This is a genomic window from Nocardia coffeae, assembly GCF_019890715.1.
Lineage (GTDB): Bacteria > Actinomycetota > Actinomycetes > Mycobacteriales > Mycobacteriaceae > Nocardia > Nocardia jiangxiensis.
In genome coordinates this window covers 1,823,005-1,847,228 of record NZ_JAINZY010000001.1, presented here as the reverse complement: position 1 = coordinate 1,847,228, position 24,224 = coordinate 1,823,005, and the positions used below count along the sequence as shown (strand labels likewise).

General features: G+C 67.2%; 27 protein-coding genes and 1 pseudogene. 21 read left to right on the top strand and 7 right to left on the bottom strand.

Going from position 1 to position 24,224, the window contains the following annotated elements:
* Positions 1 to 20: 20 nt before the first annotated feature.
* Entirely contained in the window at positions 21 to 806 is a 786-nt protein-coding gene (locus tag K7711_RS08060) for an electron transfer flavoprotein subunit beta/FixA family protein (protein ID WP_222966179.1), read from the bottom strand.
* 191 nt (positions 807 to 997) lie between these two features.
* Here K7711_RS08060 and K7711_RS08055 point away from each other — a divergent pair, with 191 nt between their 5' ends.
* From K7711_RS08055 to K7711_RS08035, 5 genes are all read left to right on the top strand, one after another.
* Complete coding sequence (locus K7711_RS08055; protein ID WP_222966178.1) at positions 998 to 1,822, top strand: class I SAM-dependent methyltransferase; 825 nt, start codon at positions 998 to 1,000, stop codon at positions 1,820 to 1,822.
* The gene (locus K7711_RS08050) at positions 1,819 to 3,405 is read left to right on the top strand and encodes a 1,4-alpha-glucan branching protein domain-containing protein (RefSeq protein ID WP_308014538.1); all 1,587 of its coding nucleotides are present in this window, start codon (positions 1,819 to 1,821) and stop codon (positions 3,403 to 3,405) included. The genes K7711_RS08055 and K7711_RS08050 overlap by 4 nt, the downstream gene beginning before the upstream one ends.
* Positions 3,402 to 4,661 carry a glycosyltransferase family 4 protein gene (locus K7711_RS08045; protein WP_040826448.1) on the top strand — a complete coding sequence of 420 codons (1,260 nt, stop codon included), beginning with the start codon at positions 3,402 to 3,404 and terminating at the stop codon, positions 4,659 to 4,661. Before K7711_RS08050 ends, K7711_RS08045 begins: the two co-directional genes overlap by 4 nt.
* An 89-nt stretch (positions 4,662 to 4,750) precedes the next feature.
* Positions 4,751 to 5,548, top strand: coding sequence for an AIM24 family protein (locus K7711_RS08040; RefSeq protein WP_222966174.1), 798 nt, complete (start codon positions 4,751 to 4,753; stop codon positions 5,546 to 5,548).
* Between the two features lie 6 nt (positions 5,549 to 5,554).
* Positions 5,555 to 6,433 carry an AIM24 family protein gene (locus K7711_RS08035; protein ID WP_222966172.1) on the top strand — a complete coding sequence of 293 codons (879 nt, stop codon included), beginning with the start codon at positions 5,555 to 5,557 and terminating at the stop codon, positions 6,431 to 6,433.
* An 89-nt stretch (positions 6,434 to 6,522) separates the two neighbouring features.
* Here the strand turns inward: K7711_RS08035 and K7711_RS08030 are convergent, their stop codons facing one another.
* Together K7711_RS08030 and K7711_RS08025 are read right to left on the bottom strand one after the other, a co-directional pair.
* Entirely contained in the window at positions 6,523 to 6,744 is a 222-nt protein-coding gene (locus tag K7711_RS08030) for a hypothetical protein (protein ID WP_222966170.1), read from the bottom strand.
* 18 nt (positions 6,745 to 6,762) lie between these two features.
* A complete protein-coding gene (locus K7711_RS08025; RefSeq protein WP_222966168.1) occupies positions 6,763 to 7,698 on the bottom strand; it encodes a VC0807 family protein in 936 nt (311 codons plus the stop codon).
* A gap of 82 nt (positions 7,699 to 7,780) precedes the next feature.
* Here K7711_RS08025 and K7711_RS08020 point away from each other — a divergent pair, with 82 nt between their 5' ends.
* From K7711_RS08020 to K7711_RS08010, 3 genes are all read left to right on the top strand, one after another.
* On the top strand, positions 7,781 to 8,260 hold the full coding sequence (locus K7711_RS08020; RefSeq protein WP_222966166.1) for a MarR family winged helix-turn-helix transcriptional regulator: 480 nt from the start codon (positions 7,781 to 7,783) through the stop codon (positions 8,258 to 8,260).
* A gap of 191 nt (positions 8,261 to 8,451) precedes the next feature.
* The gene (locus K7711_RS08015) at positions 8,452 to 9,306 is read left to right on the top strand and encodes a GNAT family N-acetyltransferase (RefSeq protein ID WP_372460106.1); all 855 of its coding nucleotides are present in this window, start codon (positions 8,452 to 8,454) and stop codon (positions 9,304 to 9,306) included.
* A gap of 93 nt (positions 9,307 to 9,399) precedes the next feature.
* The gene (locus K7711_RS08010; RefSeq protein ID WP_308014536.1) at positions 9,400 to 10,269 is read left to right on the top strand and encodes a lysophospholipid acyltransferase family protein; all 870 of its coding nucleotides are present in this window, start codon (positions 9,400 to 9,402) and stop codon (positions 10,267 to 10,269) included.
* A gap of 12 nt (positions 10,270 to 10,281) precedes the next feature.
* Here K7711_RS08010 and K7711_RS48855 read toward each other — a convergent pair whose 3' ends face one another.
* A complete protein-coding gene (locus tag K7711_RS48855) occupies positions 10,282 to 10,728 on the bottom strand; it encodes a hypothetical protein (protein ID WP_308014535.1) in 447 nt (148 codons plus the stop codon).
* A gap of 197 nt (positions 10,729 to 10,925) precedes the next feature.
* Between K7711_RS48855 and K7711_RS08000 the strand changes: the two genes are divergently transcribed.
* The 3 genes from K7711_RS08000 to K7711_RS07990 all read left to right on the top strand — a co-directional run bounded on the left by K7711_RS08000 (position 10,926) and on the right by K7711_RS07990 (position 13,240).
* Positions 10,926 to 11,132 (top strand): hypothetical protein, encoded by a 207-nt coding sequence (locus K7711_RS08000; protein ID WP_222966162.1) that lies wholly within the window; start codon positions 10,926 to 10,928, stop codon positions 11,130 to 11,132.
* Between the two features lie 134 nt (positions 11,133 to 11,266).
* Positions 11,267 to 12,400, top strand: a complete 1,134-nt coding sequence (locus tag K7711_RS07995; protein WP_222966159.1) for a serine hydrolase domain-containing protein — start codon at positions 11,267 to 11,269, stop codon at positions 12,398 to 12,400.
* A gap of 66 nt (positions 12,401 to 12,466) precedes the next feature.
* Positions 12,467 to 13,240, top strand: coding sequence for a MerR family transcriptional regulator (locus K7711_RS07990; protein WP_308014534.1), 774 nt, complete (start codon positions 12,467 to 12,469; stop codon positions 13,238 to 13,240).
* Positions 13,241 to 13,325: 85 nt separating this feature from the next.
* On the opposite strand, the gene K7711_RS07985 is transcribed toward K7711_RS07990, so the two are convergent.
* Positions 13,326 to 14,264, bottom strand: a complete 939-nt coding sequence (locus K7711_RS07985; RefSeq protein WP_222966155.1) for a MerR family transcriptional regulator — start codon at positions 14,262 to 14,264, stop codon at positions 13,326 to 13,328.
* 72 nt (positions 14,265 to 14,336) lie between these two features.
* Here K7711_RS07985 and K7711_RS07980 point away from each other — a divergent pair, with 72 nt between their 5' ends.
* The 7 genes and pseudogenes from K7711_RS07980 to K7711_RS07950 all read left to right on the top strand — a co-directional run.
* Positions 14,337 to 14,984 (top strand): maleylpyruvate isomerase family mycothiol-dependent enzyme, encoded by a 648-nt coding sequence (locus K7711_RS07980; RefSeq protein WP_222966153.1) that lies wholly within the window; start codon positions 14,337 to 14,339, stop codon positions 14,982 to 14,984.
* Positions 14,985 to 15,287: 303 nt separating this feature from the next.
* The gene (locus K7711_RS07975; protein ID WP_222966151.1) at positions 15,288 to 15,689 is read left to right on the top strand and encodes a PPOX class F420-dependent oxidoreductase; all 402 of its coding nucleotides are present in this window, start codon (positions 15,288 to 15,290) and stop codon (positions 15,687 to 15,689) included.
* Positions 15,690 to 15,986: 297 nt separating this feature from the next.
* On the top strand, positions 15,987 to 16,364 hold the full coding sequence (locus K7711_RS07970) for an NAD(P)H-dependent oxidoreductase (RefSeq protein WP_222966149.1): 378 nt from the start codon (positions 15,987 to 15,989) through the stop codon (positions 16,362 to 16,364).
* Positions 16,365 to 16,705: 341 nt separating this feature from the next.
* A complete protein-coding gene (locus tag K7711_RS07965; protein ID WP_222966147.1) occupies positions 16,706 to 17,677 on the top strand; it encodes a GlxA family transcriptional regulator in 972 nt (323 codons plus the stop codon).
* Positions 17,678 to 17,756: 79 nt separating this feature from the next.
* Positions 17,757 to 18,308, top strand: coding sequence for a carbonic anhydrase (locus K7711_RS07960; protein WP_222966145.1), 552 nt, complete (start codon positions 17,757 to 17,759; stop codon positions 18,306 to 18,308).
* Between the two features lie 237 nt (positions 18,309 to 18,545).
* The gene (locus K7711_RS07955; RefSeq protein WP_222966143.1) at positions 18,546 to 18,827 is read left to right on the top strand and encodes a hypothetical protein; all 282 of its coding nucleotides are present in this window, start codon (positions 18,546 to 18,548) and stop codon (positions 18,825 to 18,827) included.
* Between the two features lie 562 nt (positions 18,828 to 19,389).
* Positions 19,390 to 19,776: pseudogene (locus tag K7711_RS07950) on the top strand (transposase); the annotation flags it as partial.
* Positions 19,777 to 19,792: 16 nt separating this feature from the next.
* Here the strand turns inward: K7711_RS07950 and K7711_RS07945 are convergent.
* Together K7711_RS07945 and K7711_RS07940 are read right to left on the bottom strand one after the other, a co-directional pair.
* A complete protein-coding gene (locus K7711_RS07945; protein WP_222966141.1) occupies positions 19,793 to 20,428 on the bottom strand; it encodes a hypothetical protein in 636 nt (211 codons plus the stop codon).
* A 289-nt stretch (positions 20,429 to 20,717) separates the two neighbouring features.
* Positions 20,718 to 20,912, bottom strand: coding sequence for a hypothetical protein (locus tag K7711_RS07940; RefSeq protein ID WP_222966139.1), 195 nt, complete (start codon positions 20,910 to 20,912; stop codon positions 20,718 to 20,720).
* A 113-nt stretch (positions 20,913 to 21,025) separates the two neighbouring features.
* On the opposite strand from K7711_RS07940, the gene K7711_RS07935 reads away from it, so the two are divergent.
* The 3 genes from K7711_RS07935 to K7711_RS07925 all read left to right on the top strand — a co-directional run bounded on the left by K7711_RS07935 (position 21,026) and on the right by K7711_RS07925 (position 24,174).
* The gene (locus K7711_RS07935; protein ID WP_222966137.1) at positions 21,026 to 21,514 is read left to right on the top strand and encodes a hypothetical protein; all 489 of its coding nucleotides are present in this window, start codon (positions 21,026 to 21,028) and stop codon (positions 21,512 to 21,514) included.
* A 48-nt stretch (positions 21,515 to 21,562) separates the two neighbouring features.
* Complete coding sequence (locus K7711_RS07930) at positions 21,563 to 22,060, top strand: hypothetical protein (protein ID WP_222966135.1); 498 nt, start codon at positions 21,563 to 21,565, stop codon at positions 22,058 to 22,060.
* Positions 22,061 to 22,470: 410 nt separating this feature from the next.
* On the top strand, positions 22,471 to 24,174 hold the full coding sequence (locus K7711_RS07925; protein ID WP_222966133.1) for an alpha/beta hydrolase fold domain-containing protein: 1,704 nt from the start codon (positions 22,471 to 22,473) through the stop codon (positions 24,172 to 24,174).
* Positions 24,175 to 24,224 lie beyond the last annotated feature (50 nt).

The window sequence follows — 24,224 nt, the reverse complement described above, 5'->3', positions numbered from 1 at the left end:
GGAGTTGCTCGGGGGCGGTATCAGATGATCTTCTGGCCGACCAGGTAGGCGGAGATCTGGTTACCGCCCTCGCCCTCGTCGGCGATCTTCTCGCCCGCCGTGCGCGGCGGCTTGGGGGTGACACCGGTGACTGCGGAGCCCGCGTTGGCCACGCCGACGGTGGCCGGATCCACGCCCAGGTCGGCCAGGGTGAAGGTCTGCACTTCCTTCTTCTTCGCGGCCATGATGCCCTTGAAGGAGGGGAAGCGCGGCTCGTTGATCTTCTCGGTGACCGAGACGATGGCGGGCAGGCTGGCCTCGAGCTTGAACACGCCCTCGTCGGTCTCGCGCTCGCCGGTGATCTTCTCGCCGTCGACGGTCAGCTTGCGCAGGTGCGTCAGCTGCGGGATGCCGATGTACTCGGCGATGATCGCGGGCACCGCGCCGCTGCGGCCGTCGGTGGCCTCGTTGCCGGCGATGACCAACTCGACACCCTCGACCTGGCCCAGCGCGGCGGCCAGAACGTACGCGGTCTGCACGGCGTCCGAGCCGTGGATCGCGTCGTCCTTGACGTGAATCGCCTTGTCGGCGCCCATGGACAGCGCCTTGCGGATGGCCTCGGTGGCACGCTCGGGGCCCATGGCCAGGACCGTCACCTCGCCGCCCTGCGCTTCCTTGATCAGCAGGGCCTCTTCGACGGCACGCTCGTTGATCTCGTCCAGGATGGCGTCGGCGGCCTCCCGGTCGAGGGTGTAGTCACCATCGGTCAGCTTGCGCTCGGACCAGGTGTCGGGAACCTGCTTGATCAGTACGACGATGTTCGGCATTGGTCTTCGTCGACCTCCTGTTCTGGTGGACACGTGAAAGTGGGGTCGCACGAGGGCCGTACGTCCACGGAAGTAGCTCGATTCGGGACATTACCCTACGTTAAGTTACTCATGGGTAACTTACGGTGTGATGTTCTGCATCGACACCTCCGCGCGTCGGTGTGATACAGGCAACCGCTAACGTCTGTTGAATGAGTGAGGCCGTTTTCTCCCCTGAGGAAGCCAGTGTGGTGGACCCGTTACCGCTGACCGGTGAACGGACCGTGCCGGGCATTCCGGAGGAGAACTACTGGTTCCGTCGTCACGAGATCGCCTATCTGCGACTGCTTTCGCGCTGCGTCGGTCGCACCGTGCTCGAGGCCGGATCCGGTGAGGGATACGGCGCGAACATGATCGCCGGTGTCGCCGCCCGGGTGATCGGCCTGGACTACGACGCGAGCGCGGTCGAGCACGTGCGCGCGGCCTACCCGCGGGTGGAGATGCTCCAGGGGAATCTCGCCGAGCTGCCGCTGGACGACGATTCGGTCGACGTGGTGGTGAATTTCCAGGTGATCGAACACCTTTGGGATCAGGGGCAGTTCCTGCGCGAATGTCTGCGGGTGCTGCGTCCCGGTGGTGAGTTGCTGATCAGCACGCCGAATCGGATCACCTTCTCGCCCGGCCGCGATACGCCGCTGAACCCCTTCCACACCCGCGAGCTCGCCGCCTCGGAGATGGCGGAACTGTTGGTGGAGGCTGGTTTTCGGCTCGAGGTGATGACCGGTGTGCACCACGGTCCCGAAATCGTTGCGCTGGACCGGAAGTGGGGCGGATCGATCATCGACGCGCAGATCGAGCGCGCGCTCGCCGGTGAACCCTGGCCCGTCGATCTGGCCGCCGACGTCGCCGCGGTCCGCAGTGCGGATTTCGCCCTGGACATCACACCGGCGGACCACGGGCCGGAAGGTTTCGGCGGAGTATGGGATCCGCGCATCGATGCGAGCCTGGACCTGGTCGCGATCGCGGTGAAGCCGTGACCGGCGTATCCGACGCCGAGACCCACGCGGTGCCGGGGCAGTTCACCCTGGTGCTGCACTCACATCTGCCCTGGCTGGCCCATCACGGGCGGTGGCCGGTGGGCGAGGAGTGGCTCTACCAGTCCTGGGCCGCGTCCTATCTGCCCGTGGCGCGAGTGTTGAGAACCCTTGCCGCCGAGGGGCGTTCGAATCTGCTGAGCCTGGGCATCACGCCGGTGCTGGCCGCTCAGCTGGACGATCCGCACGCCCTGGCCGGAATGCATCACTGGCTCGGCAACTGGCAGTTGCGCGCCGACGAGGCCGCGATGGCCGGGAACGTCGCGCTCGGCCGCCACGAACACGGCCTCGCCGCGGCCGCGCTGGCCGATTTCGAACAGCGCTGGCGGCACGGCGGTTCGCCGGTGTGGCGGGAGCTGATCGACGCCGGGACGATCGAGCTGCTCGGCGGGCCGCTGTCGCATCCGTTCCAGCCGCTGCTGGATTCGCGGCTGCGCACCTACGAACTCGCCGAGGGCCTGGCCGACGCGCAGCACCGGTGGGGGCACACCCCCACGGGTATCTGGGCTCCCGAATGCGGTTTCACCCCGGGCATGGAAACCGAATACGCGGCCGCGGGTGTGACGCACTTCATGGTCGACGGCCCGGCCCTGCGCGGCGACACGAGTCTCGGTCGGGCGGTGCGGGATTCGGATGTGCTGGCCTTCGGCCGGGACCTGCAGGTGAGTTACCGCGTGTGGTCGCCGAAGTCGGGATATCCGGGGCACGGCGCGTACCGCGACTTCCATCATTACGACCACGCCACGGGCCTCAAACCCGCGCGGGTCACCGGAAAGCAGGTCGAAGGCCCGGACAAGGCGCCCTACGATCCGGAGCTCGCGGCCGCGGCGGTGCGGCGCGACGTCGCCGACTTCGTGGCGACCGTGCGCGAGCGCCTGATCGCCGAATCCGCGCGCATCGGACGCCCGGCGCTGGTGGTGGCCGCGTTCGACACCGAACTGTTCGGGCACTGGTGGCACGAGGGCCCACAGTGGCTCGAGCAGGTGCTGCGCGCGCTGCCCGAGGCCGGCGTCACCGTCGGCACGCTGGCCGACGCCCGCGCGAACGGTTATGTGGGACAACCGGTTCAGCTCGCGGACTCGTCCTGGGGTTCGGGCAAGGACTGGCGGGTGTGGGCCGGGGATCAGGTGCGCGATCTGGTCGAGCTCAATGCCGAGATCGTGCGCTTCACCCTGGAGACGCTGGACAAGATGCGCGCTGAGGCCGGCGGCGTGCAGGTGCGCGATCGCGTCGCCGATCAGCTGCTGCGCGAGGTCGTGCTGGCGGTGTCCAGCGACTGGGCGTTCATGGTCAGTAAGGACTCCGCCGCCGGATATGCCCGCGATCGCGCGCATCGGCATTCGCACGCGGTGCGGGAGATCGCCGCGGCGGTGTTGGGCGGGCAACTGGCCAAGGCGCGTGATCTGGCGGCAGGATGGTACGCGGCCGACGGACTCTTTCCCGCGTTGGACGCGCGGCGGCTGGGCCCTGCGGCATCGATGGCACCCTCGGCGGGCGGCCACATCGAACACAGAGGACCAGCATGAAGATCTTGATGGTGTCGTGGGAGTACCCACCGGTCGTGGTCGGCGGCCTGGGCCGCCACGTGCATCACCTGGCCACCGAATTGGCCGTCGCCGGACACGAGGTCGTCGTGCTGGCCCGTCGGCCGATGGGCACCGATGCCTCCACCCACCCCACGCACACCTATATCGAGGACCGGGTCCTGGTTGTCGCGGTCGCGGAGGACCCTCCCGCCTTCGACTTCGGCGAGGACATGCTCGCCTGGACCCTGGCGATGGGACATGCGATGGTGCGCGCGGGCGTGGCGCTGAGCAAGCCGGGCATCGCCGAGGGCTGGACGCCCGACGTGGTGCACGCGCACGACTGGCTGGTCGCGCATCCGGCCATCGCCCTGGCCGAATACTTCGACGTGCCACTGGTTTCCACCATCCACGCCACCGAGGCCGGACGGCACAGCGGCTGGGTGTCCGGCCGGGTCAACCGGCAGGTGCACTCGGTGGAGTGGTGGCTGGCCAATGAATCCGATGCGCTCATCACGTGTTCGGCCTCGATGCAGGACGAGGTGGAGCGGCTCTATCACCCCGAGCGGGTGCCGCTGCGGGTGATCCGCAACGGAATCGATGTGGGGGCCTGGCCTTTTCGCGCCCGGGGTCCGCGCTCGGGCCCGCCGCGGCTGCTGTACGTCGGGCGGTTGGAGTACGAGAAGGGCGTGCAGGACGCGATCGCGGCGCTGCCCCGGATCCGGCGCGCGCATCCGGGCACGACGCTGACCGTCGCCGGTGTGGGCACCCAGTTCGAGTGGCTGCGTGAGCGCGCCCGGGTGCATCGGGTGGCGCGGGCGGTGAATTTCGTCGGCCGTCTCGATCACGAGGAGCTGCTGGGCTGGCTGCACGGCGCCGACGCGGTGGTATTACCCAGCCGCTACGAGCCTTTCGGCATCGTCGCGCTCGAGGCGGCCGCGGCGGGTATCCCGCTGGTCACCTCGAATGCGGGCGGACTCGGCGAGTTGGTCGTGGACGGTGTGACGGGTGCGTCCTTCGCGCCCGCGGACGTGTCCGGCCTGGTCGAGGCGGCGTGCGCGGTGCTGGATGATCCGCGCGCCGCGCAGGACCGCGCGTTCGCCGCGCGGGAGCGGCTCACCGCCGACTTCGCCTGGGATGTGGTTGCGGCCGAGACGATCCTGGTCTATCAGGCCGCCAAGCGCCGGGTGCGCAATCCGATGGGACGTCCGGTCGTCGTCGAACGGCCGCTGCCGGAGCGGGATCCGAACTCGGAGTAACGCACTCGAAGGATCCGCGGCCGGGTGCTACGTTCTACTCGTTTTCGATGGACGGTCGCGGACCGGTTGCGCACGGGGAGGATTCGGCTGTGGACAAGCTGCAGTGCGACTGGTGCGGGGTGCAGACGCCGCCCGGTACGGGGCATACCTGCCCCAGTTGCGGTGCGCCGCTGGACGAGGCGAACAAGGTCAGCGATTCGGGCTGGCGGGAGGCCCCGCGGCTGCGGGACATGACCGAATTCCGGTTCGGCAACAGCGTCTGCCAGGTCGAGGGTGAGCTGGTGCCGGTGGCCGAGATCGCGCTCGGGCCAGGGGATCAGGTCTACTACGAGCATCACGTGATGTTGTGGAAGGACGAGGCCGTCCCGATCTTCGCGCTCAACACCGGCGGCGGGGTGAAACGGTCGCTGGCCGGTATGCCGCACGTCGTCACCGTGTCCCAGGGACCGGGGCGCATCGCGTTCTCCCGGGATTCGCCGGGCGAGCTGGTGGTGCTGCCGATGCATCCGGGGATGGAACTCGATGTGCGCGAGCACGCGTTCCTGCTCGCCTCGGGCAGCATCAATTATTCGTTCGTGCGGATCAAGGGCCTGGCCAATATCCTGCACGGCGGCAACGGCATGTACATGGACCGCTTCATCACCCAGGGCTATCCGGGGCTGCTGATGTTGCACGGGTACGGCAACGTCTTCGAGCGGAATCTGCGTCCGGGGGAGAAGATCCTGGTCGAGCCGGGCGGATTCCTCTACAAGGACGCGACCGTGCAGATGCAGGCGGTGCCGCAGAACATCAAGGTCGGTTTGTTCGGCCGGATGTATCTGGCCGAGATGACCGGACCGGGCCGGGTCGGCATCCAGTCGATGTACGTCCACCACCGGTCGGGGTAGGCCGAGATGAACGCCTACACCTGCCTGTTCTGTCGTCAGGCGAGCGATCCGAACGCCAGCACCTGCCCGAATTGCGGTGCGCCGGTGGATATCCGGGCTGCGGTCAGTGCGTCGGGCTGGACCAAGCAGCCCGCGATCCGCGATATGACCCGCATCCAGTTCGGCCAATCCCGTTGCCAGATCGAGGGAACGCTGGTTCCGGCCGCGGATTTCGCTCTGGCACAGGGTGATTGGATCTACTTCTCGCATCACAATCTGCTCTGGGTCGATCCGGCCGCGCAGCTGGACCGGATGAGCCTCAAGGGCGCGTGGCGGCGGATGATGGGCGGGCTGCCGCTGATCATGATGACCGGCCGCGGGCCTGGCCACATCGCGCTGTCCGGTACGCACGCCGGTGACATCGTGGTGCTGCCACTGGCGCACAATCAGCAGATGTGGGTGCGTGAGCATCGATTCCTCGCGGCCAGCGGCAATATCTCCTACGACTGGTCCAACAACAACGTCTGGTTCGTCACCGGCAGCGGCGATGATCGCAAGACGCACTATCCGCTGGGTATGTTCGGCGATATCTTCAGCGCGCAGTCCGGTCCCGGTCTGCTGTTGTTGCACGCGCCGGGCAATACCTTCATCCGGGATCTCGCGCCGGGGCAGAGTCTGTTGGTCAAACCTTCTGCGCTGCTGTATCGGGACCTGTCGGTGACCGCGCATCTGCACCTGGAATATCCGCACACTCGCGGTCTGGGCTGGTGGCGCAGTTTCAGTTATCGCAGTATCTGGTTGCGGCTGGTCGGGCCGGGACGTGTTGCGGTGCAATCGGTTTACGTGCCCGAGGAGGAGTCCGAGGCGATCCGCTCGCATTCGCAGGCGACCGTGCGGCGTTGGTGAGCCTCACGCTTCCGCCGATGACCGTCGCGCCCGCCCGACTGTGCCGGACGGGCGCGAATCATGATGTACCCGAGCGTTTATCGGGCAGATCAGCAGTTGGGCAGCTTGGTCCCGAACAGGCCACCCAGCATGCAGCCGACCTTGCCCGCGAGCAGCGTCTGCAGGATGCCGGTCGTCCCCGCCCCATTGGCGGACCCGGTGCTGGCGATCGGAGCCGACAACGTCTGTGCGCTCGCGGTGGTCGCGGCGACGGTGCTGCCGCCCGCTACGAGAGCGAGAGTTACTGCGGTACCGGCGAAAACACGTTTCATTTCGTATTTGTCCCTTTTTTACCCGGTCGGCCGGACGGCCGACGACATCCGAGTATAAGAATCGCCGGCCGGTGGGAACAGTTTCTTTTCCGTGCCCTGAGCCACATCACATTCCGCGTCCAACATGCGCCGGGCGCGCGGAACCAGCAGCCCTCGATTGATCAGGAACCACGCGGCGATCAGCACCACGAACGGCAGCTGGGAGACGAGTCCGGATTGCGCGATCTGCCCGGATGAGAAGCTGTAGATCACGACGATTCGCAGGGCCGCGTCGGCCAGCAGAACCATTCCCAGCGAGCCGTTGACCGTCCGGTAGATCGCGCGGAATCGCCTCGAACTCGCCCAGAGCCGGTCGTATGCCGCAGTGCGCAGTGGATCACCTTGTGTGGCAACGGGTTTGAGTGCAACTTGCATCATCGGCCGGTCGGTCCAGGTCGAGGCCAGCACGATCACCCCGAAGACGACGAGGTAGAACGAACCGCGGGCCAGGACGAATCGGGCGTCACCGCTGATCGAGGTGAGCACGACGCTCGTCGCGACCTCGGCCAGCACGATGATCGCGATCGTGTCGATCGGTGGTCGTGGCGCGTCGTCCGCCGTCCTGCCCAGCCGGGTGCGCGCCAGATCGGCCAGGACGATCACGGCGGCCACGATCGCGCCCGCGAGCATCGATATCCGGTCGCCGGCACCCGCCAGGTGTGCGCCGAAGACGGCGATCAGGGGGACGACCGTGGCGAGCAGCGCGAATCGCCACCGGAACTCGCCGGTCTCGATTCGGCCGCCGACCGCCTTGGCGCCCAACAGAATTCCGCCGACGGTCAGGCGCAGTGCCGCGGACAGTCCGGTCGGTGCGAGCGCCAGGTAGATCAGCGTCGGCAGCAGCATGTCCGCGGCGAGGTTTGCCACTGCGGCCGCCAGCCGGATCGCCTTGGTGCGTTTGTCGGGTTCGGACATGGATCGGGTCCCCCTTCGGATCGTCTCATCTGGAAAGTATCTTAGTTGACGAGATAATTAGAGGCTAAGATATACTCGGGACATGACGCAAGTGCCGGAGGAGAACACGCTGCCGGGCCGCGAGTTCGCGGCCGCCATGGTGAACTTTCACGAGGCGACCGGAAAACTGCTGGGGCTCAGCGCATCCGAGCGCAAATGTATGGATACGCTGTCGGTCCTGGGACCGGTCAGCGCCGGGGTGATCGCCGAACGGACCGGGTTGACCACCGGGGCGGTGACCGGACTGGTCGATCGCCTGGAGAAGGCCGGGTACGCGCGCCGCACGCGCGATCCGGGGGATCGGCGCAAGGTGCTGGTCGAGCTGATCCCGAACGCTCGTGTCGACGCGTTGCTCACTGCCGTGTTCGTGCCCTTCGGGCAGGACATGGCCGGGCTGACGGGTCGGTACAGCGCGAAGGAGTGGGCGGCGATCGCGGACTGGGTGGAGCGCGTCACGGAGATTCTCCGGAGCAACACCCGGCGGATCGGCGAGCCCGGCTTCGCGGATACGATCGAGAGTTGAAACGCCTGCGGAAGTGACGGATTCGTTTCGAGTAGCGGCGCACTTCGCAATCTGGGCGAACTGGACACGACCTCGCGGTGAACGTCGGGTGTGATGCTCGTCTCGTTCACCGGACTGGCATCGGGGCGACACTCGGCGGATGCTTCAGGGCCGATTCGGGCTGGCTTCATCGGATCATGGCGATAAAGGCAGTGTCAGATCCCGCCCTGCTCTCACTCGAGTCCGCACCCGCCGCGGTTTCGCCCGCGCCGGTGCGCAGCGCGGCCGCCGGGGACGGCCGCCCACAGTACTCGCTGGTGGTGTCCTCCGACGCCGAGCACCGCATCGCCGCACAGCGGTTGCGCTATCAGGTCTTCGCCGGGGAACCCGGATTCCGCATTCCTGAGCGGGCCGACGGCCTGGACGCGGACTCGTTCGACGACCACTGCGACCACCTGCTCGTGCGCGACGAGCTGACCGATCAGTTCGTCGGCTGCTATCGGATGCTGCCGCCGGACAAGGTCGCCGCCGCGGGCGGCTACTACACCGCCACCGAATTCGACCTCAGCGCAATGGATCCCGAAGGTCACCGCATCGTGGAGATGGGCCGGGCGTGCGTGGTGCCCGACCACCGCAACGGCTCGGTGGTGACGCTGATGTGGGCGGGCATCCTGCACTACATCCAGCTCACCGGTTACGACTGGGTGATGGGCTGCGCGTCGGTGCCCATGCAGGACGCGCCCGGCGATCCGATCGGTGCCAATGTGCGCGGCGTGCGAGACATGGTGCTGGCCAAGCACGGTGGCGATCCGGCGCGGTGGGCGCGCCCGCTGAACCCGGTCGTGGTCGACGGCCGCACCCTGGACGAGCTGGAACCGCCCGCGCGGCCGAAACTTCCGCCGCTGTTGCGCGGATATCTGCGCCTGGGCGCGGATATCTGCGGTCAGCCTGCGCACGATCCTGATTTCGCCGTCGCGGACTTCGTCGTCCTGCTCGGCCTGGACACCATCAACCGCCGGTATCTGGAGCGCTTACAGTCGGCGGCCTCGGTCATGGATGGACGGTGAATGTCGATGCCCGCGTTCGTTTCTCCGGGTTCAGCAGCGTTATCGTGCCCGCCCGCCGAGGCCGTGCACTCCTGGATGCCGTCGAGCCCCTGCGTGCCGAGTTGCGTCGAGACCGAGGCCGAGGTCGGGTCGCTGCGCGTCGCCGGTCGGGTACTGGGTGCGTTCGGCTTGCTGTTCACCTTCCCGGTCGTCAACCTGGTCACTCCGCGCAGCCGCCGCAAGGGACTGCATCGTGGTTACGCCCGAGCCGTATTGCGTTGCTGCGGAATCGGATTGCGGGTCGTCGACGAGCGCGGTGTGAACTCCGGCTCGGCGAACGCGGAGGGCGAGGATAAAGCGCTGCTGAACGTTGCGGGGCACGTCGGTTGGACCGATGTGATTGCGCTGGCCGCGGTGCAGCCGATGGGGTTCGTGGCTCGGGCGGATCTGATCGATTGGCCGGTGCTCGGCGGGCTCGCGCGGCTGATGCGGGTGATCCCGATCGAGCGGGAACGGTTGCGGGCGCTGCCGGAGGTGATCGACGCGATCGCCGCGCGGCTGTCCGCGGGTGAGCGCGTCGCGATGTTCCCCGAGGGCACCACCTGGTGTGGTCGCGCACACGGCCGGATGCGCCCGGCGCTGTTCCAGGCCGCGGTGGACACCGGCACCGCCGTACAGCCGATCCGGGTGCGGTACCTCGACCGCACGGGTGAGCTGTCCACCGTGCCCGGTTTCGTCGGCGTGGACACCTTCCTGGACTCGGTCGGCCGGGTCCTGCATGCCCGCGGCGTGGTCGCCGAGATCACCCTGCTGCCCGCCGAATCCGCCGGCGACGACCGGCACGATCTGGCCCGCCGCTGCGAACGCGCCATCCGCGGCGACGAAACCCCCGCCATCGACGCCCGCGCCACCGCCCTGGGCACCGGACCGACCCGCAAGATCGTCTCGGACAACGATATTCACCATCCGGTCGAGGTCGCCTGAGGCGTCGGGCGATCAGTGGCCCTGCCGCTCGGGAACCGACGGGATTCGCCGATTGGTGCGGCGTCGTTCCAGAAGTAGCCAAGTCACTCCGGCGATGCCGCAGACTGCGCAGATGACCGCGCAGATCACGGCCCAGCCGGCGAAACCGTATCCCGCCGCGGTGAGTGTGAGCGCGAGCGCGACCAACGCGAGTCCGCACAGGATGATGCCGGGGACGTTGTAGGTGTCCTCGATACCTTCACCGGCGTGGTGTCTGCGCCAACGCCGGGAGTCGTCGCGGCGGGGAGCCACCGGCGTGAGGCGAGGTTGCCGGCTCTGCTCCGGTGACCGCGGTCCGGCGCTGGTGCGGCCCGGTTGCGGCGCGGCAACGGCGCTGTTCGGAGCGGCCGGATCGGCCTCCACGGCATCCGGTGCGCCGGTATTCTGCGGAGGATCGTAAGTCTCTCGAGGATCGGTCACGGCTTTCTCCTTCCCACACCGACGACCTTCCCGCGGCTCGCGTCGTGAAACTCGACTTCGTGTTTCGGGACAAGATGTCGCGGCCGGGCGGCCGGCGTGGCGGGATTTTGCGGAGCCGGAGGTTTCGACTCGGGGTCGATCCGGCTATACCCGTCTGTCGATGCAACATCCGCCGTTCGTGAACGAGAGGACGCACCATGAGCACGTCCCCTGATCCGGTCGATGCAGAGCAGTCCACCGAATACGTACTCCGTTTCACCGTGCCCGCAGCCATGACCGAAGAGTTCGCACCCGCGTTCGGCCAACTCATCGGAGCCATCGAGCCCGTACTCGGCGCGATCACCGAACGCGGCGGTGAAGTGGGTCTGACCAGGAACGGCGTCGACATCACCGACGTGTTGTAGCAGGTCGCTGCCGGACCGGACGGAACATGGTTGTGTGCCAGGTCACTGTTGAAGTTGACCCGGGGGCAGGGTGCAGGCTCGTCGCGAGCGGCACGACGCCGACGGGGCACAACAGTTTCAAGGAGCACATCGCCATGTCCGTCTCCCATTCCGAGCAAGACGAACGCCTTCTGCGGACGATCGAGGAGATCGTCGATTCCGGTTTCCTCGGCGTGACGTTGCGTGTGCGCGACGACCACGGCGAATGGGTCGGCAGCGCCGGGGTGGCCGAGTTGGGTGGTGCCGAGCAGCCGCCGACCGACGGGCACGTCCGGATCAGCAGCAACACGAAAACCTTCACCGCGACCCTGGTACTGCAATTGGTGGCCGAGGGCAGGATCGCGCTGGACGCCCCCGTGACCGATCATCTGCCCGAGTTCGGGTTGGACCGGCGGATCACGGTGCGAATGTTGTTGCAGCACACCAGCGGAGTCTTCAACTTCACCGGTGAGGTCGATGCGGACGGGACGATCGTGCATGCGATCCCCGTCCCGTACGGCGCCACGGGCAGGCAGTGGCTGGACAACCGGTTCCACACCTACCGTCCCGAGGAGTTGGTGGAGGTGGCGCTGTCCGAGCCTGCGCGGTTCGAGCCGGGAACGGGCTGGAGCTATTCGAACACCAACTATGTGCTGGCCCGGCTGTTGATCGAGAAGGTCACCGGCCGCTCGCTGGCCGAGGAGATGCGGCTCAGGATCATCGGGCCGCTCGGTCTGTCGGGCACCGTGCTGCCGGACGCCTCACCGGAGATCCCCGAGCCGCACGCCCACGCCTACTACCGCTACGCGGACGACGATCGGCAGCAGACGATCGACATCACCCGGCAGAATCCCTCCTGGGTCTGCACCGGTGGTGACATGATCTCGACCACCGCGGACCTGGCCGGGTTCATCTCCGCGCTGTTGGGCGGCAAGCTCCTGCCCGCGCCGCTGCTGGCCGAGATGTGCACTCCGCATCCGACGGGCATCCCGGATATGGATTACGGCCTGGGAGTTTTCGTGCTGACCACGGAGGGTGGCGGCACCGTCATCTGCCACAACGGCGCCGCCGCGGGTTACGCGGCGCTGATGTACAGCACGCCCGATGGCAGCAAGACCCTGACTGCCGCGCTGAACTGTGTCGACGACGCCGACCTTTCGATCGCAACAGCGTTCCGGAACGCTCAGCGCAGGCTCGTCGACGAGGTGTTCTGCGTCGGGCAGGCGGATCCGGCTCGACCGGTGGGCTGAACACCCGGCGGCGTGTCCACGGTTCGCGGAAAGTTCGTGAGGAAGGCTGGGTAGGTGCGGAACGGAGTGACGATCGGGCAGGCGGCGGCATTCGTCGGCGTCACGGTGAAGACGGTGCGGCACTATCACAAGCTCGGTCTGGTCGCCGAGCCCGAACGTGACAGCTCCGGTTTCCGGCGGTATGGATCGGCCGAGCTCTTGCGGCTGGTGCGAGTCCGGACGCTGGCCGCCGCCGGGGTGCCGCTGGCCGAGGTCGGGCCGATGCTCGACGCCGACACCACCTCGTTCGCCGCCGCAGTCGCCGACGTCGACCGGCAGCTCACCGCGCGGATCGAGGAGTTGATCGCGCGGCGCGACACGCTGCACAAGCTCGCCGATGGTGACCGCGCGCTGCTGGGCGACCGCGCGGTGGCGCTGCTGGAGCGGATGCCCGGCCTCGGCTTCCCCGCCGACGAGGTGGCGGCCACCAGGGAGGGCTGGGTGTTGGCCAAAGCCCTGGTCCCGGAAGGCTTCGAGGACTACCTCACGCACCTCGAGCACGCCTTGGACGACCCCCGCTACGTCGCCTTGATCCGAGGCGCCGCCGAGGCCGCGGCCTGGCAGCCGGACGACCCGCGCATCGACGAACTCGCCACCGCCATGGCAGAGCATTACCTCGCCAACCCCGCACAGCTGAAAATCGTGACCGGCATGCAAGCCCGCACCGAGGCCGGGACGCGCTACCACCTGATCGCGCACCACGGCGAACAGCAGGGATCGGCCGCCGCTCGGGCACTCGCGCTGGTCGAGACCAAGTTGCGCTCCGCCGGGGTCCGCATCCCCGGGCCGGACTCGCACTGACCACGCCGTGCACCGGTGCTTCGCACTGACGACCGGCCAGGGCCTGACCCGGAAACACCGCTGGAGCGGCTGTGCGGTCTCGTGGTCAGGGCTCGCGGTCGGTCCGTTCGGATGCTCGAGACTGCCCCAGGGCTTGTCGCAGCCACTGTAGGGCGGTGCCGGCGGTGGTCGTTGCGGTGATCTCGCCGGTGAGTTCCCAGTACCGGTGGATGCGAGGGTCGAAATCGTCAGCGCCACAGAGGATGTGCTGCCGGAAGCGGGGGGTGTCGAGTTCGTGCCGGGCGGTGGCGTGGGCATCGAGGAAACAGTCCAGTTCGGGTCCTGGACGCGGTGGAACGCGCGCACTGAGCAGGGGTTCCACCATGGCGCAGGCTTCGGAGATTCCGGCCAGAAGTTCTCGCGGGTGACGGATGCTCGCGGGATCCGATCGCCACAGCTGGCGCGAGATCGCCTCTGCCAGTGCGGGATCGGCCGCGGTTCCGACGAGCTCGGCGTAGGCGACCACCTGCTCGGGGGTCGGGTCGGCCGGTGGGACCGGGACGTTCATCACGACGAACCCCTCGAAGACGCTCGCCGATGCGGGGGCCAGCAGCCGTTGCCAGAAGGTGACGAGACCGTCGTGAGCGCCGTGTGGATCGCCAACCGTTGCGAGCAGGTCCAGCCGCGTGGCTCGCGCGCTCGGCGGCACATCCTGAGCGGCGGCCAGTATCGCTCGCCGCCACACCAGTGCACCCAATTCGGTGTCGAGTGCCGACTGTTCGGCGGCTACGGCCTCGGTGATCGACATCGTGCCGTCCAGGACAGCGGTGATCGCGGCCAGACCGAGCCCGAGCGCGCGCAACCGGCGCACCAGCCGCAGCCGATCCACCGCAGCCGGATCGAACAGGCGGTGCCCGCCGGAGCTGCGGTGGGGTTGAACGAGCCCTTCGTCGCAGTAGAAGCGAATCGTGCGCACCGGCACACCGATCAGCCGGGACAATTCCCCGATGCCGACCAGCTCCTTACGAAGTGTGATATCGGTCACAATGCCTGGAACCTCCACCCGACTGGAATTCCTACCCTACTGAAACACCCATCGGGAAAAGGAGTCACGCGAATGACCGGACCGACATCGATGAGCACCGAACAGATCTGGCAGGCGGTGGACACCGAACGCGCCGGCCTGGCCGAAATGCTCGAGGCCCTGCCCGAGACCGAGTGGGACCACGCCTCCTTGTGCGACGGCTGGCGGGTGCGCGACGTTGTCGCGCACCTGGTGTTGTCCGCCCGGCCCAGGATCGGATGGCTACTGCTCAATCTGGCACGCGCCCGCGGCAGCCTCGACCGCGCGATCCGCGACACGGCCATCCGCCACGCGGACGCCCGCACCAGCGCCCAGCTCCTCGCCGAGCTGCGCGAGAGTATCGGCGCCCGGGTCGCGCCGATCGGCACGACACCGACCGACCGGCTGATGGATCTGCTCGTGCACGGCCAGGACATCGCGGTACCCCTCGGAATCGCGCACACCGTGCCGGTTGCGGCCGCGCGGTCGGCGCTGGACCGAATCTGGCGCACGGGCGCCCCGTTCCACGCGCCCGAGAAATTCGACGGCTACCGTCTCGAGGCAACCGACACCGACTGGGCCGTCGGCGACGGGCTGGTCATCGAAGGATCCGTGACTGCCTTGCTGCTGGTGCTCACCGGACGTGACGTCGCAGCGGATCAGCTCGCCGGAGCAGGCGCGGCGCGATGGACCTCCCGGTGAGCCGACATCGGCAATATCGGCACCGGATTCACCTCGGTCGCCCTCGATGAACTGCACGCGAGACCGACACCGCTGCAACGAAATATGGTCACGAGGCGGTGCGGTGGCAGGTGCGGCGGGTCCCCAACCTCAACGCGGCGTTCGAGTTCCAGCGCGGCGGGCCGCGCGGACGCGCCGTGTGCCTCGAATGCTCGTCGGACATGGCACTGATCGGTTCCGGATCGCGCACACGATCGGGAGATCCCCAGTACCAGGTCGCTCGTCCCTTGACCTCGAGAATGGTTGAGCTTCCATGATGGAGGTATGACGCTGACCGACATCGAAGAGACATACCTGCGCACGCAACCGCTCGCACGGCTGGCCACGGTAGCGCCCAACGGCGCTCCGCAGAACAAGCCCGTCGGGTTCGACTACAACGCCGAACTCGGCACCATCGACGTCTATGGGATGAACATGGAGAAATCGGCGAAGTTCCGCAACGTCACAATCAATCCCGACGTCGCCTTCGTCGTCGACGACGTCTTCGGAGACGGGGCCGAGGGCGTGCGATTCCTGGAGATTCGCGGGCGCGCTGAGACCGTCTCGAGCGACGCTCTTGATGACGACGGTCACCTGAGCAGGCATTTCATACGCATCCATCCGCGTCGGATCACCGGCTGGAACCTCGTCCCCGACCGCCCCGGCTTCTACACCCGCGACGTGTGAACCGTCGCCTGAGCCGTATTCGCCACAACACGTCCTCTGGAACCGGACGCCGAGCAGCAGTGCTGATCGCCGAACGAACTTCACTGTGCCACAAGGCATACCGGGCGGAGGCGGCGGCAGGCAGAGGCACAGGGCGGGGAGTTCGACCGGGCCTGAGTGCCGGAGGCAACACGAAATCGCTGGAACCCCAGGTATTCCGACACCTGGGGTTCTTGCGTTCCGGGGTGGCCATACGAACGGGTACCGCGCGCCGTGGGCCGCAGGCCGGGAAGCGAGGTCACCAGTCTGTCGGTGCCGATGTACAACCTGACAATGCCCTCGGTGTTCAAAGCATGGCTGGACCAGATCATGGTCTTCGGCCGCACCATGAGCCACGAGGCCCCCGCGCCGTCTGCCGGTCGTCCCGCCGTGGTGATCTCGGCGCGCGGCGGCGGCTACGGCCCCGGCGCACCAAAGCACGGCCTGGACTACGTCGTGCCCACCCTCGAAGCCGTGCTCGGTCGCGAGGACATGCTCGGCCTCGCCCTCACCACCGTGATCCCCGAACTGACCATGGTGCCCCACGCCCCGGCACTGGCCGCTCTGCTGCCGAAGCACGAAGCCTCCATGGCCAGCGCCCACCACCGTGCCCGCGAACTCGCCGCCACCATCGCCGACCGCACGACCGCCGCGTGAACCCCGAACCGACCACGAAGCAACCCTCGTAACTGATCTGCTCGTCCTCGGTGGCAGCGGCAGCACCCGGCGTACGTTCTCGAACAAGCCGCTCAGAATGGCCGCTGCATCTGACACTGGCTCCCAGACCCGTTGCCGTGGATAGGGAATGGATCCCCGCGCGGGGTTGGGCTGACCATCTCCAGGCAGCGATCCGACGACGCTCGCCGCAGGCGCATAATGGTGCGGGCCGGGCCACGTGAGTCCCGGCGTCGAGCTGGGTCGCATCGGTGCCACAACCGTGCAATGTCGGGGCCCGCGTATCGCAGAAGGGGCGCGATGTTGTCAGACCAGGTGGCCCGATGACGTGGTCGCACCGGCGCCCGCACGTGGTCGTCGCGCTGGCGTTGCCGGGAGTTGTGGCTTTCGATCTCTCGACCGCCGCTCAGATTTTCGGATTCCGCGATGAAGCCGAGCATTACTCGTTCACTGTGTGCGGGTTGCGACCGGGCCCTGTCCCGACCTCGACAGGGTTCACCATCGACGCAGGAGCAGGCCTCGATGCGGTGTCAACGGCCGATACGGTGATCGTGCCCGGTTTCTACCCGACCGTCGAACCGGACGCCGTCGTGCGCGCCGCGCTGCGGTCGGCGTACGACCGTGGCGCACGCCTGGTTTCGGTGTGTCTGGGTACGTTCGCGCTCGCCGCGGCCGGTCTGCTCGACGGCCGCAGAGCAACCACACACTGGCGCGAAGCCGACGAGTTCCGCCGACGTTACCCGAGCGTGTGGCTCGACGCGCAGGTACTGTTCGTCGACGGTGGGAGCATCCTGACCGGCGCGGGCCAATCCGCGAGCATCGACTTCTACATCCACCTCGTCCGCTCGGACTTCGGGGCAGCCCTCGCAGACTCGGTGGCCCGCCGCATGGTCGTAGCCACCCACCGGTCCGGCGATCATGCCCAAGCCCCCCGACGGGATGCGCGCGAGGACGCCGACCACCTTGCTCGAACGCTCGAATGGGCGATCCAGCGGATGCACCAGCCCCTGTCGCTGACCCACCTGGCCCGGCACGCGGGTATGCCCACACGCACGTTCTCGCGCCGATTCCGCGAACGAACCCGCATGACACCGATGCGCTGGCTGTCCGGCCAACGAGTGCTGCAAGCGCAACGGCTCCTCGAGACAACCGACCTGCCAATGGACCACATCGCCGAGCGTTGCGGGCTGGGCACCGCAGGCAACCTGCGCTTGCACATGGCGCGCACACTTGGCACGACACCCACCGAATACCGCCGAACCCATCGCCGTATCCCGGACCGCACACCGGCTTGAGAGTGCTGGTGGCGTAACTCTGACGACAGCTGGCCGGATCCGCACGATCACGACCCCACCGAACTGCGAGATTGGGTATGTGACCAACTTCGACGAGCTACTCGAGAACAACAAGCGTTTCGCGGCAACCGACTTCAGGGACCACCTGCCGGAAATCCCGTTCCTTCCCAACAAGCAGGTTTATATCTTGACCTGCATCGATCCTCGTGTCGACCCCGCCGCCATCCTCGGTCTGCGACTCGGCGACGCGATCGTGGCGCGCACCGTCGGCGGGCGGGCAAACCAGTCGTTCCTCGACGATCTCGCCTGGATCAGCTACCTGCACGAGACCGTGACGCCCGGCGCCGATTGGTTCGAAATGGCCGTCATCCACCACACCGACTGTGGCTCGGCCCTGATGGCTGACGACAAGCTGAGCCGCGGCTTCATCCAGCGCGGCTTCCAGCAGACGCCCCTGCGGGCCACCGCGGTCACCGATCCGGCCACCACAGTTCCCATCGACGTCGACAAGATCCTGCACTCGCCGACCGCCTCGGGCCGTATTCGAGTCTCGGGCTACAGCTACGACATCGCCACCGGTCGCCTCACCCTGGTCACGCCACCAAGAGCCAGGGCCGAACAACCGCTGTAGCCGCTCCAGCCGCTGAGCGAGCGGCATGCGTTCGAGCTCGCCGTCATCGCCGAGGTGACGGCGACGCGGGATGACTGCGAGCGCTCGGGCGACGAGACAGAGCTACTTGGGCAGTTCGGCAGTTACTTGGGCAGTTCGGTGGTGAGGTGCTGTACGGCGAATAAGGGCTCATCGCCCACCGTCGGCGATCCGCTGAGCCCCGGAATGTGTCGGTGGCGGCCCGTATCGTCCGAATTCATGACCGATATCGCGCCACTGGCCGCGTCCGCGCGCTCGCGGTTCGGTGACCCCGGTGTGCACGCGGTGGTGCGGGCCGGGCGCACCGTCCACGCGGTAAGCCTGGGCGGGTGGGTCGGTGGGGAGCAGGTGCCCGAGCTGCTGTGCCGGACCGGCGTGGCCGGGTGGTCGCCTGACGCCTTGGAACCGACCCGAGCGCAGGTGACCTGCGCGCGGTGTCTACGTCGTCTCGGAAGAAACCCCGCCCCGGACCGCCAGTTGCCGCTGTTCGGTCAGGACTGAACCAGACTCCGGCTTATTCGACGGCCAGGACGATTCACTCGCCCCGATCTTCGTGAACCGCCACCCTGGATGTCTGCACCCAATCCGGTGGGCGGCCAGCGGGCAGTCACACGTAATGTCTTGTTGCACTGGGAGTTATCGGCCCCTGCAAATATGCGCGAAGCTCAGGCCGGGTCACAGGCCGGCCATGGTGTCTGAGCTGATCGCCGGACGTCCTGCCATATCGAGGCGCGCGTTTCGAACAGGCCAACGCGGCCCGTGTAAGAGGGCATCTGAGAACTCGGTAGCCGGTCGGCGTGTGATGCCAGGTATGTAGAGGGACTCCCCGGTACGACTGAGGTTCCCACACCAAGTCGCCGCAATCCGAGAGTCCCTGTGCCAGTGTCGCTTACCTGCTCGTGTTTGTCGTGCCTGGCTCACCGCGGGTCGCCGAAGTGCCCGTTCTACCCGTCCTCGTCGCTGACCGACCCCGAGTGGGCGTTGCTCGAACCGCTGCTGCCGCCACCGGGCAACATCGCAGGTCGCCGGGGTCGACCGGAGAAATGGCCCCGGCGGCTGGTATGCGATGCGATCTTCTGCGGTCGTGGTGACCGCCGCCTCGATCCAGGACCGCGACGCCGCGCACCGGCTGCTGACTGCGTTGCGCGCCCGCTTCACCACCATCACGCTCGTGTTCGCTGATGGCGGCTACACCGGACGACTCGTCGACTGGGCGAAATCCGTTCTGGCACTCACGATCCAGATCATCAAACGCAGCGACACCACCACCGGATTCGAAGTCCTGCCCCGCCGCTGGGTCGTCGAGCGAAGTTTCGGGTGGCTCGTCAGACACCGGCGTCTGGTCTGTGACTACGAGACCCGCCCCAGCCATCACGAGGCCATGGTCTACATCGCCGCCATCCACACCCTCACCCGTCGACTTGCACGCGGCAGCGGGCCAGCCACCTGAGTTCTCGAGTGCCTGGTCAGGAAGTGCCGAAGGCGGTGTTGTCGATCGCAGGGGTGGACCGGGTGCGGAGCCAGTGATAGAGCGCACCGAGTACCGCGACCGGCAGGAACACCATGCACGTCGCCAAAAACAAGCGGTTCTCCTGGGCGACCGCGGTGAGATAGGCGTCGTGATCGATGACCTCTACAGTGCCGTGGATGTTGAGTCCGTAGGTGTTGTGGGCACTGTCGTACTGCGGCTGTCCGGCTGGCGAGTCGAGGTTCTGCGTGATGAACGCCAGCAACGCTCCGGCGAGGATGATCGTTATGAGCGCGACAGCCGCCGGACGCGGAACGACAGCGGTAAGTGCTCGCCAGGCCATCGGAAGCTCGCCGAGTGGGCGCCGTCCGAGCCCGGTGTACCTGGTCGTCACGAAAAACGACCAGAAGAACAGCGGAAACACCAGCACAATAATCGGTACGAATACATCATGCGGCGGTGCCATCGAGCGCATCAGAGTGAGTACGTAGAGAACGCTGGCGGCCAGCAAAGCCACCGAGCCGCCGACCCAGACGATCAGGCTGATCCGCCGCGCAGCCGGCGAATCGATGAAGCGAACATAATCAGAACCAGCCACGTGCTGAATGATGAGCCGACCTGCCCACTCCGGCAAGCGGTTATATCGGGCACCACACGCCGACCAGCTCCCGGGTTCTCAGATGCCCTCTAAGAGATCAACGGGCCGAGATCATCTCGACCGGCAGAACGCACACTACTAGCCGATGAGCGCGTGTTGCGGGGAGCGATCGTTCGGTCGGCTCACTTCCGTCGGCGGTTGTGGAGTCGTGACCCGATCACCGTCGCGGTCCGTTCATATGGGTGGTGAGGCGGGTCGGAAACCGTACGCAGTCCTGCAGATCGCCTCTGGGAGCGTCACCCGCAGGTAGTGCAAGCCGAAAACATCAGCAATGTTCGGTCGGGGTGCCCGACAGGTTTGTCAACTGGCAGAGAAAACTCGCCGATCCGCTGGCGCTGCCGGTGTCGGGGGTAGTGGCGATCGGTGCAGGGGCAGTGGTGGCCGGTTCCAGCGAAATCTGCTGTGCGGCAGCGGTGGTACAGCTCAGTGCACCCAACGCGGCGCTGAAGGCGAGGGTCACGAGAACGCGCCGCACAGCGGGGGTTTCATATGATGACAGTCGGTTTGGCATGGCGGAGAGTCTATGCAGTCTCGCCACCCTCGAATATCCGCCAACTCGCTACTTTCGAAGCAGTGTCGGTCAACAGTGCCCTGTTCGGCAGTCTCGGACCGATCGATGCCGACCGCGCCACCGAACAACTGCTGCTGGTCCGGCTGTTGCCCGCCCTCGGGCTCGGACCGATCACCGAGATTCTGCACGGACAACAGTCGATCGACCAGACCATCGCCACCGAAAGTGCCCGGCTCGATGTCGAATTCAGATCCCTGGCACGGCGGCGTGCATCGCTGCGGGCAGTCCGGACAGCTCCCCGAGCACGACGAGCGGAACGACTCGCACTGCCGCTGCCACCCGCCGATCCGTCCGTTCAGGACGTTGTCGCATGGGCCGAGTTGACCGCCATCGTCACTGATCCAGAGATGAACCACACTGTGCGACAGCAACTCTGGCGCAGCCAACCCGAGCTGATCCGCGATCGCAGCGAAATCCACACTCCCCATTCGAAGTCGTTCTCCGAGTCCACGACCGGCAGGATCAGGCGGGTGCGACGACGCCATAACTGAAGGGCAGCCCATCATGTTCCTTGCCGCGGCATGAGCAGAGGATCACCGATGAACCGCCATTTCGACCACTACGAAAGCCGGACTCCGGCGCCGGGCACCGTCGCAGCCTGGCTCGTACTCGGCATCACACCCTCCGAACGCGTCCCCTGGTGGGCCGCGCAATGGCTCGCGGACGGCCATGACGGCCCAGCGCTACGGGAACTGGCGGGTCTGAACGGGCGCGAACCCTATGCGGTGCGCGACTTGCTGCCAGCGGTCTTGGCCGAGGCCGGTGTCGAACTGCCCATGACGCTCTCGGCCGCAGCGAGTGAAGCCTTCCGCCTGATCGCCGAACTGCACCTGACCGGGCAGGCCGGCGCACTATGGGTCGCCCAACAAGTCGAGCAGATCGTCGTCCATGCCGACTACGACTACGAAGTCCACGCGCTTCCCCTGGGGCAGCTCTACGGCCTCGCCGACGAATGGGAGGGCGGCTGGGGCCGCACCGTGGAGAAACTCGAAGCCGAGGTCCGCGCACGCTGCATCGAGCAAACACAGGCCACCTAGCACCCGCGCGGTCCCTCGGGCAGACAGCTCCGGACATCGGTGCTCGTGACTACGGACACCGACAATCGCCGTCGAGCTCCTCAGCACAAGGGCAGGCGAAGCGCTTCGAATTCCGGTGTGCCGCCTGGAGCCCCCGATCAGCTCGGTCGAGCCGGGATCAGGCGACGCCAAACCACCAGCTCGGACACCGACAGCCGGTGACAGATACCTCGGCCGGCTGCGGTGAGTGCGTCGTATTGTGCTTCGGGTGGTGATCGCGCGTCGAGATGCGCCCGTAGCCGATTCGCATGCGGCGCGGCGTATCGCCAACCCCCGACAGCGTGCGGACCATCGCCCGACGATTCGTCTCGACTTATTCGAACGGGGCGCGCATCAAGGCAAAAATCGGTTACGTCTGAGGGGAGAGTTACATGCGCACGACTGTCCATCCGGTGTCTGCCGGTGACCTCGAAGTGGTTGCCGACGCCGTGGCCGATGCACATGTGGTCGGTGGTGACTCGGGGCGGGTCTTGCTGGACCGTCTCGGTGAGCCCGCGCCCGGCGAGCCTGTGTTCTCGTCCGATTTCGCGACGACGACTTTTCGGACGGACTCTGCACGGGGGGAGTGGGTCGCCGCGCCCGGTACCGCAAGCTCCGGCGCGGTGCTGTATTTGCATGCCCGCCGGTTCCAGTACGGCGAGCCTGCCGGTGTCTTCGCCGGCCGGCTGTCGGCGGCGACCGCCCTGCCGGTGCTGCTGGTCGACTACCGGCTGGCCCCGACGCACCCGTACCCCGCCGCCCTGGATGACGTGCTCGCCGCCTACCAAGCCCTGCTGGATCAGGGAATACCAGCCAAAAGCGTTGTGCTCGTCGGCCATTCGGCCGGAGCCACCCTCGCGCTCTCAGCGCTGCTCGCCCTGCGCGAGTCCGGTCGCCCCCTACCGGCGGGCGCTGCCGCGATCTCCCCGATCACCGACTTCACCCTCAGCGGCGACTCTCTGATCGCCAACCGCGGCAAGGACATGGTCACCGAGGCCGAGGTAAGGCAAGCCCGCGACGCCTACCTGGGCGACGCGAACCCGGCCGCAGCGCCCCAGTCCCCGCTGGCCGGGGATTGCGCCGGGCTGCCACCGCTGCTGATTGTGTGCGGCGAGGTGGAGCTGCTGCGCGACGACGCGACCCGGTTCGCACAACGGGCGGCCGCAGACGGCGTCGAAGTGAGTTTGGAGATATATGAAGGCATGCCGCACGGATTCCCGCTGCTGCCAACCGAAGCCGCACACGCCGCACTCGACCGGATAGCCGCCTTCACCGCCCGGCAACTCACCGCCGCACCCCCGGCCTCGGGCGACCGACCGCTGACAATCCGACGCATCGGATGGGCGGCCTGCGAGATTGTCACCCAGCGCGGTACCCGGGTGCTGGTCGACCCCTACCTGGCCGGCTCCGAAGGATTCCACACCGGACTTCCGCAAAGTCCAATCCGTGCAGCCGAACTCGCCCGAGCCGACATCATCGCCGTCACCCATGCCGGCTACGACCACCGTGGCCAGGCCCTGCAGATCGCCGAGGCCGGGCAGGCCACCGTGGTCTGCGGAACCGCGCTGTTTCGGGCCGCGCTGGAGGCCGGCATTCCCCTACAGCGCCTGAGCCCGATGGTGTCCGGAGTGGAGTTCCACTTCCGCGACGTCACGATCAAGGCCCTGCCGGCCCGGCACGAGTCCAGCATGACGCTCGAAGGTCAATTCCTCACCGACCAGCCGCAGAGCTTTCTGCTCACCACCGCCGACGGGCAGCGGATCTTCTGTGGCGGGGACACGTCGCTGTCGGGGGATCTGCGGACCTGGGGGCAGCTGTACCGGCCGCAGATCGCGATCCTGGGCATTGGCGGCCTCTGGGTCGGTGCGGTGAAGGTCGTCGAACTGCCGCCGGCCGACGCGGCCCTGGCCACCCGATGGCTCGGCGTGACCACGGTGATCCCGGTGCACTATCCGCCCAACGATCCCGCGCCCGCCCAGCTCGCCGCCGACCTCGCAGCCGCAGGCGCCACAGTAGAGGTCGCTGTGCTCGACTTCAACGACACCTGGACCGCACCGCCACCGGCAGGCCAGGCGTTGGATCAGCAACTGAGCTGAGTTCCCACTGCTCGCTGAACAAGCAGTCGCGGTTACGACCCTCCCGATCA

Bases quoted from the DNA above. Each gene is read 5' to 3' on its own strand.
- K7711_RS08060 (WP_222966179.1), bottom strand. From the start codon at position 806: ATGCCGAACATCGTCGTACTGATCAAGCAGGTTCCCGACACCTGGTCC.
- K7711_RS08055 (WP_222966178.1), top strand. From the start codon at position 998: ATGAGTGAGGCCGTTTTCTCCCCTGAGGAAGCCAGTGTGGTGGACCCG.
- K7711_RS08045 (WP_040826448.1), top strand. From the start codon at position 3,402: ATGAAGATCTTGATGGTGTCGTGGGAGTACCCACCGGTCGTGGTCGGC.
- K7711_RS08035 (WP_222966172.1), top strand. From the start codon at position 5,555: ATGAACGCCTACACCTGCCTGTTCTGTCGTCAGGCGAGCGATCCGAAC.
- K7711_RS08030 (WP_222966170.1), bottom strand. From the start codon at position 6,744: ATGAAACGTGTTTTCGCCGGTACCGCAGTAACTCTCGCTCTCGTAGCG.
- K7711_RS08025 (WP_222966168.1), bottom strand. From the start codon at position 7,698: ATGTCCGAACCCGACAAACGCACCAAGGCGATCCGGCTGGCGGCCGCA.
- K7711_RS08020 (WP_222966166.1), top strand. From the start codon at position 7,781: ATGACGCAAGTGCCGGAGGAGAACACGCTGCCGGGCCGCGAGTTCGCG.
- K7711_RS08000 (WP_222966162.1), top strand. From the start codon at position 10,926: ATGAGCACGTCCCCTGATCCGGTCGATGCAGAGCAGTCCACCGAATAC.
- K7711_RS07995 (WP_222966159.1), top strand. From the start codon at position 11,267: ATGTCCGTCTCCCATTCCGAGCAAGACGAACGCCTTCTGCGGACGATC.
- K7711_RS07980 (WP_222966153.1), top strand. From the start codon at position 14,337: ATGACCGGACCGACATCGATGAGCACCGAACAGATCTGGCAGGCGGTG.
- K7711_RS07975 (WP_222966151.1), top strand. From the start codon at position 15,288: ATGACGCTGACCGACATCGAAGAGACATACCTGCGCACGCAACCGCTC.
- K7711_RS07970 (WP_222966149.1), top strand. From the start codon at position 15,987: ATGTACAACCTGACAATGCCCTCGGTGTTCAAAGCATGGCTGGACCAG.
- K7711_RS07965 (WP_222966147.1), top strand. From the start codon at position 16,706: ATGACGTGGTCGCACCGGCGCCCGCACGTGGTCGTCGCGCTGGCGTTG.
- K7711_RS07955 (WP_222966143.1), top strand. From the start codon at position 18,546: ATGACCGATATCGCGCCACTGGCCGCGTCCGCGCGCTCGCGGTTCGGT.
- K7711_RS07930 (WP_222966135.1), top strand. From the start codon at position 21,563: ATGAACCGCCATTTCGACCACTACGAAAGCCGGACTCCGGCGCCGGGC.
- K7711_RS07925 (WP_222966133.1), top strand. From the start codon at position 22,471: ATGCGCACGACTGTCCATCCGGTGTCTGCCGGTGACCTCGAAGTGGTT.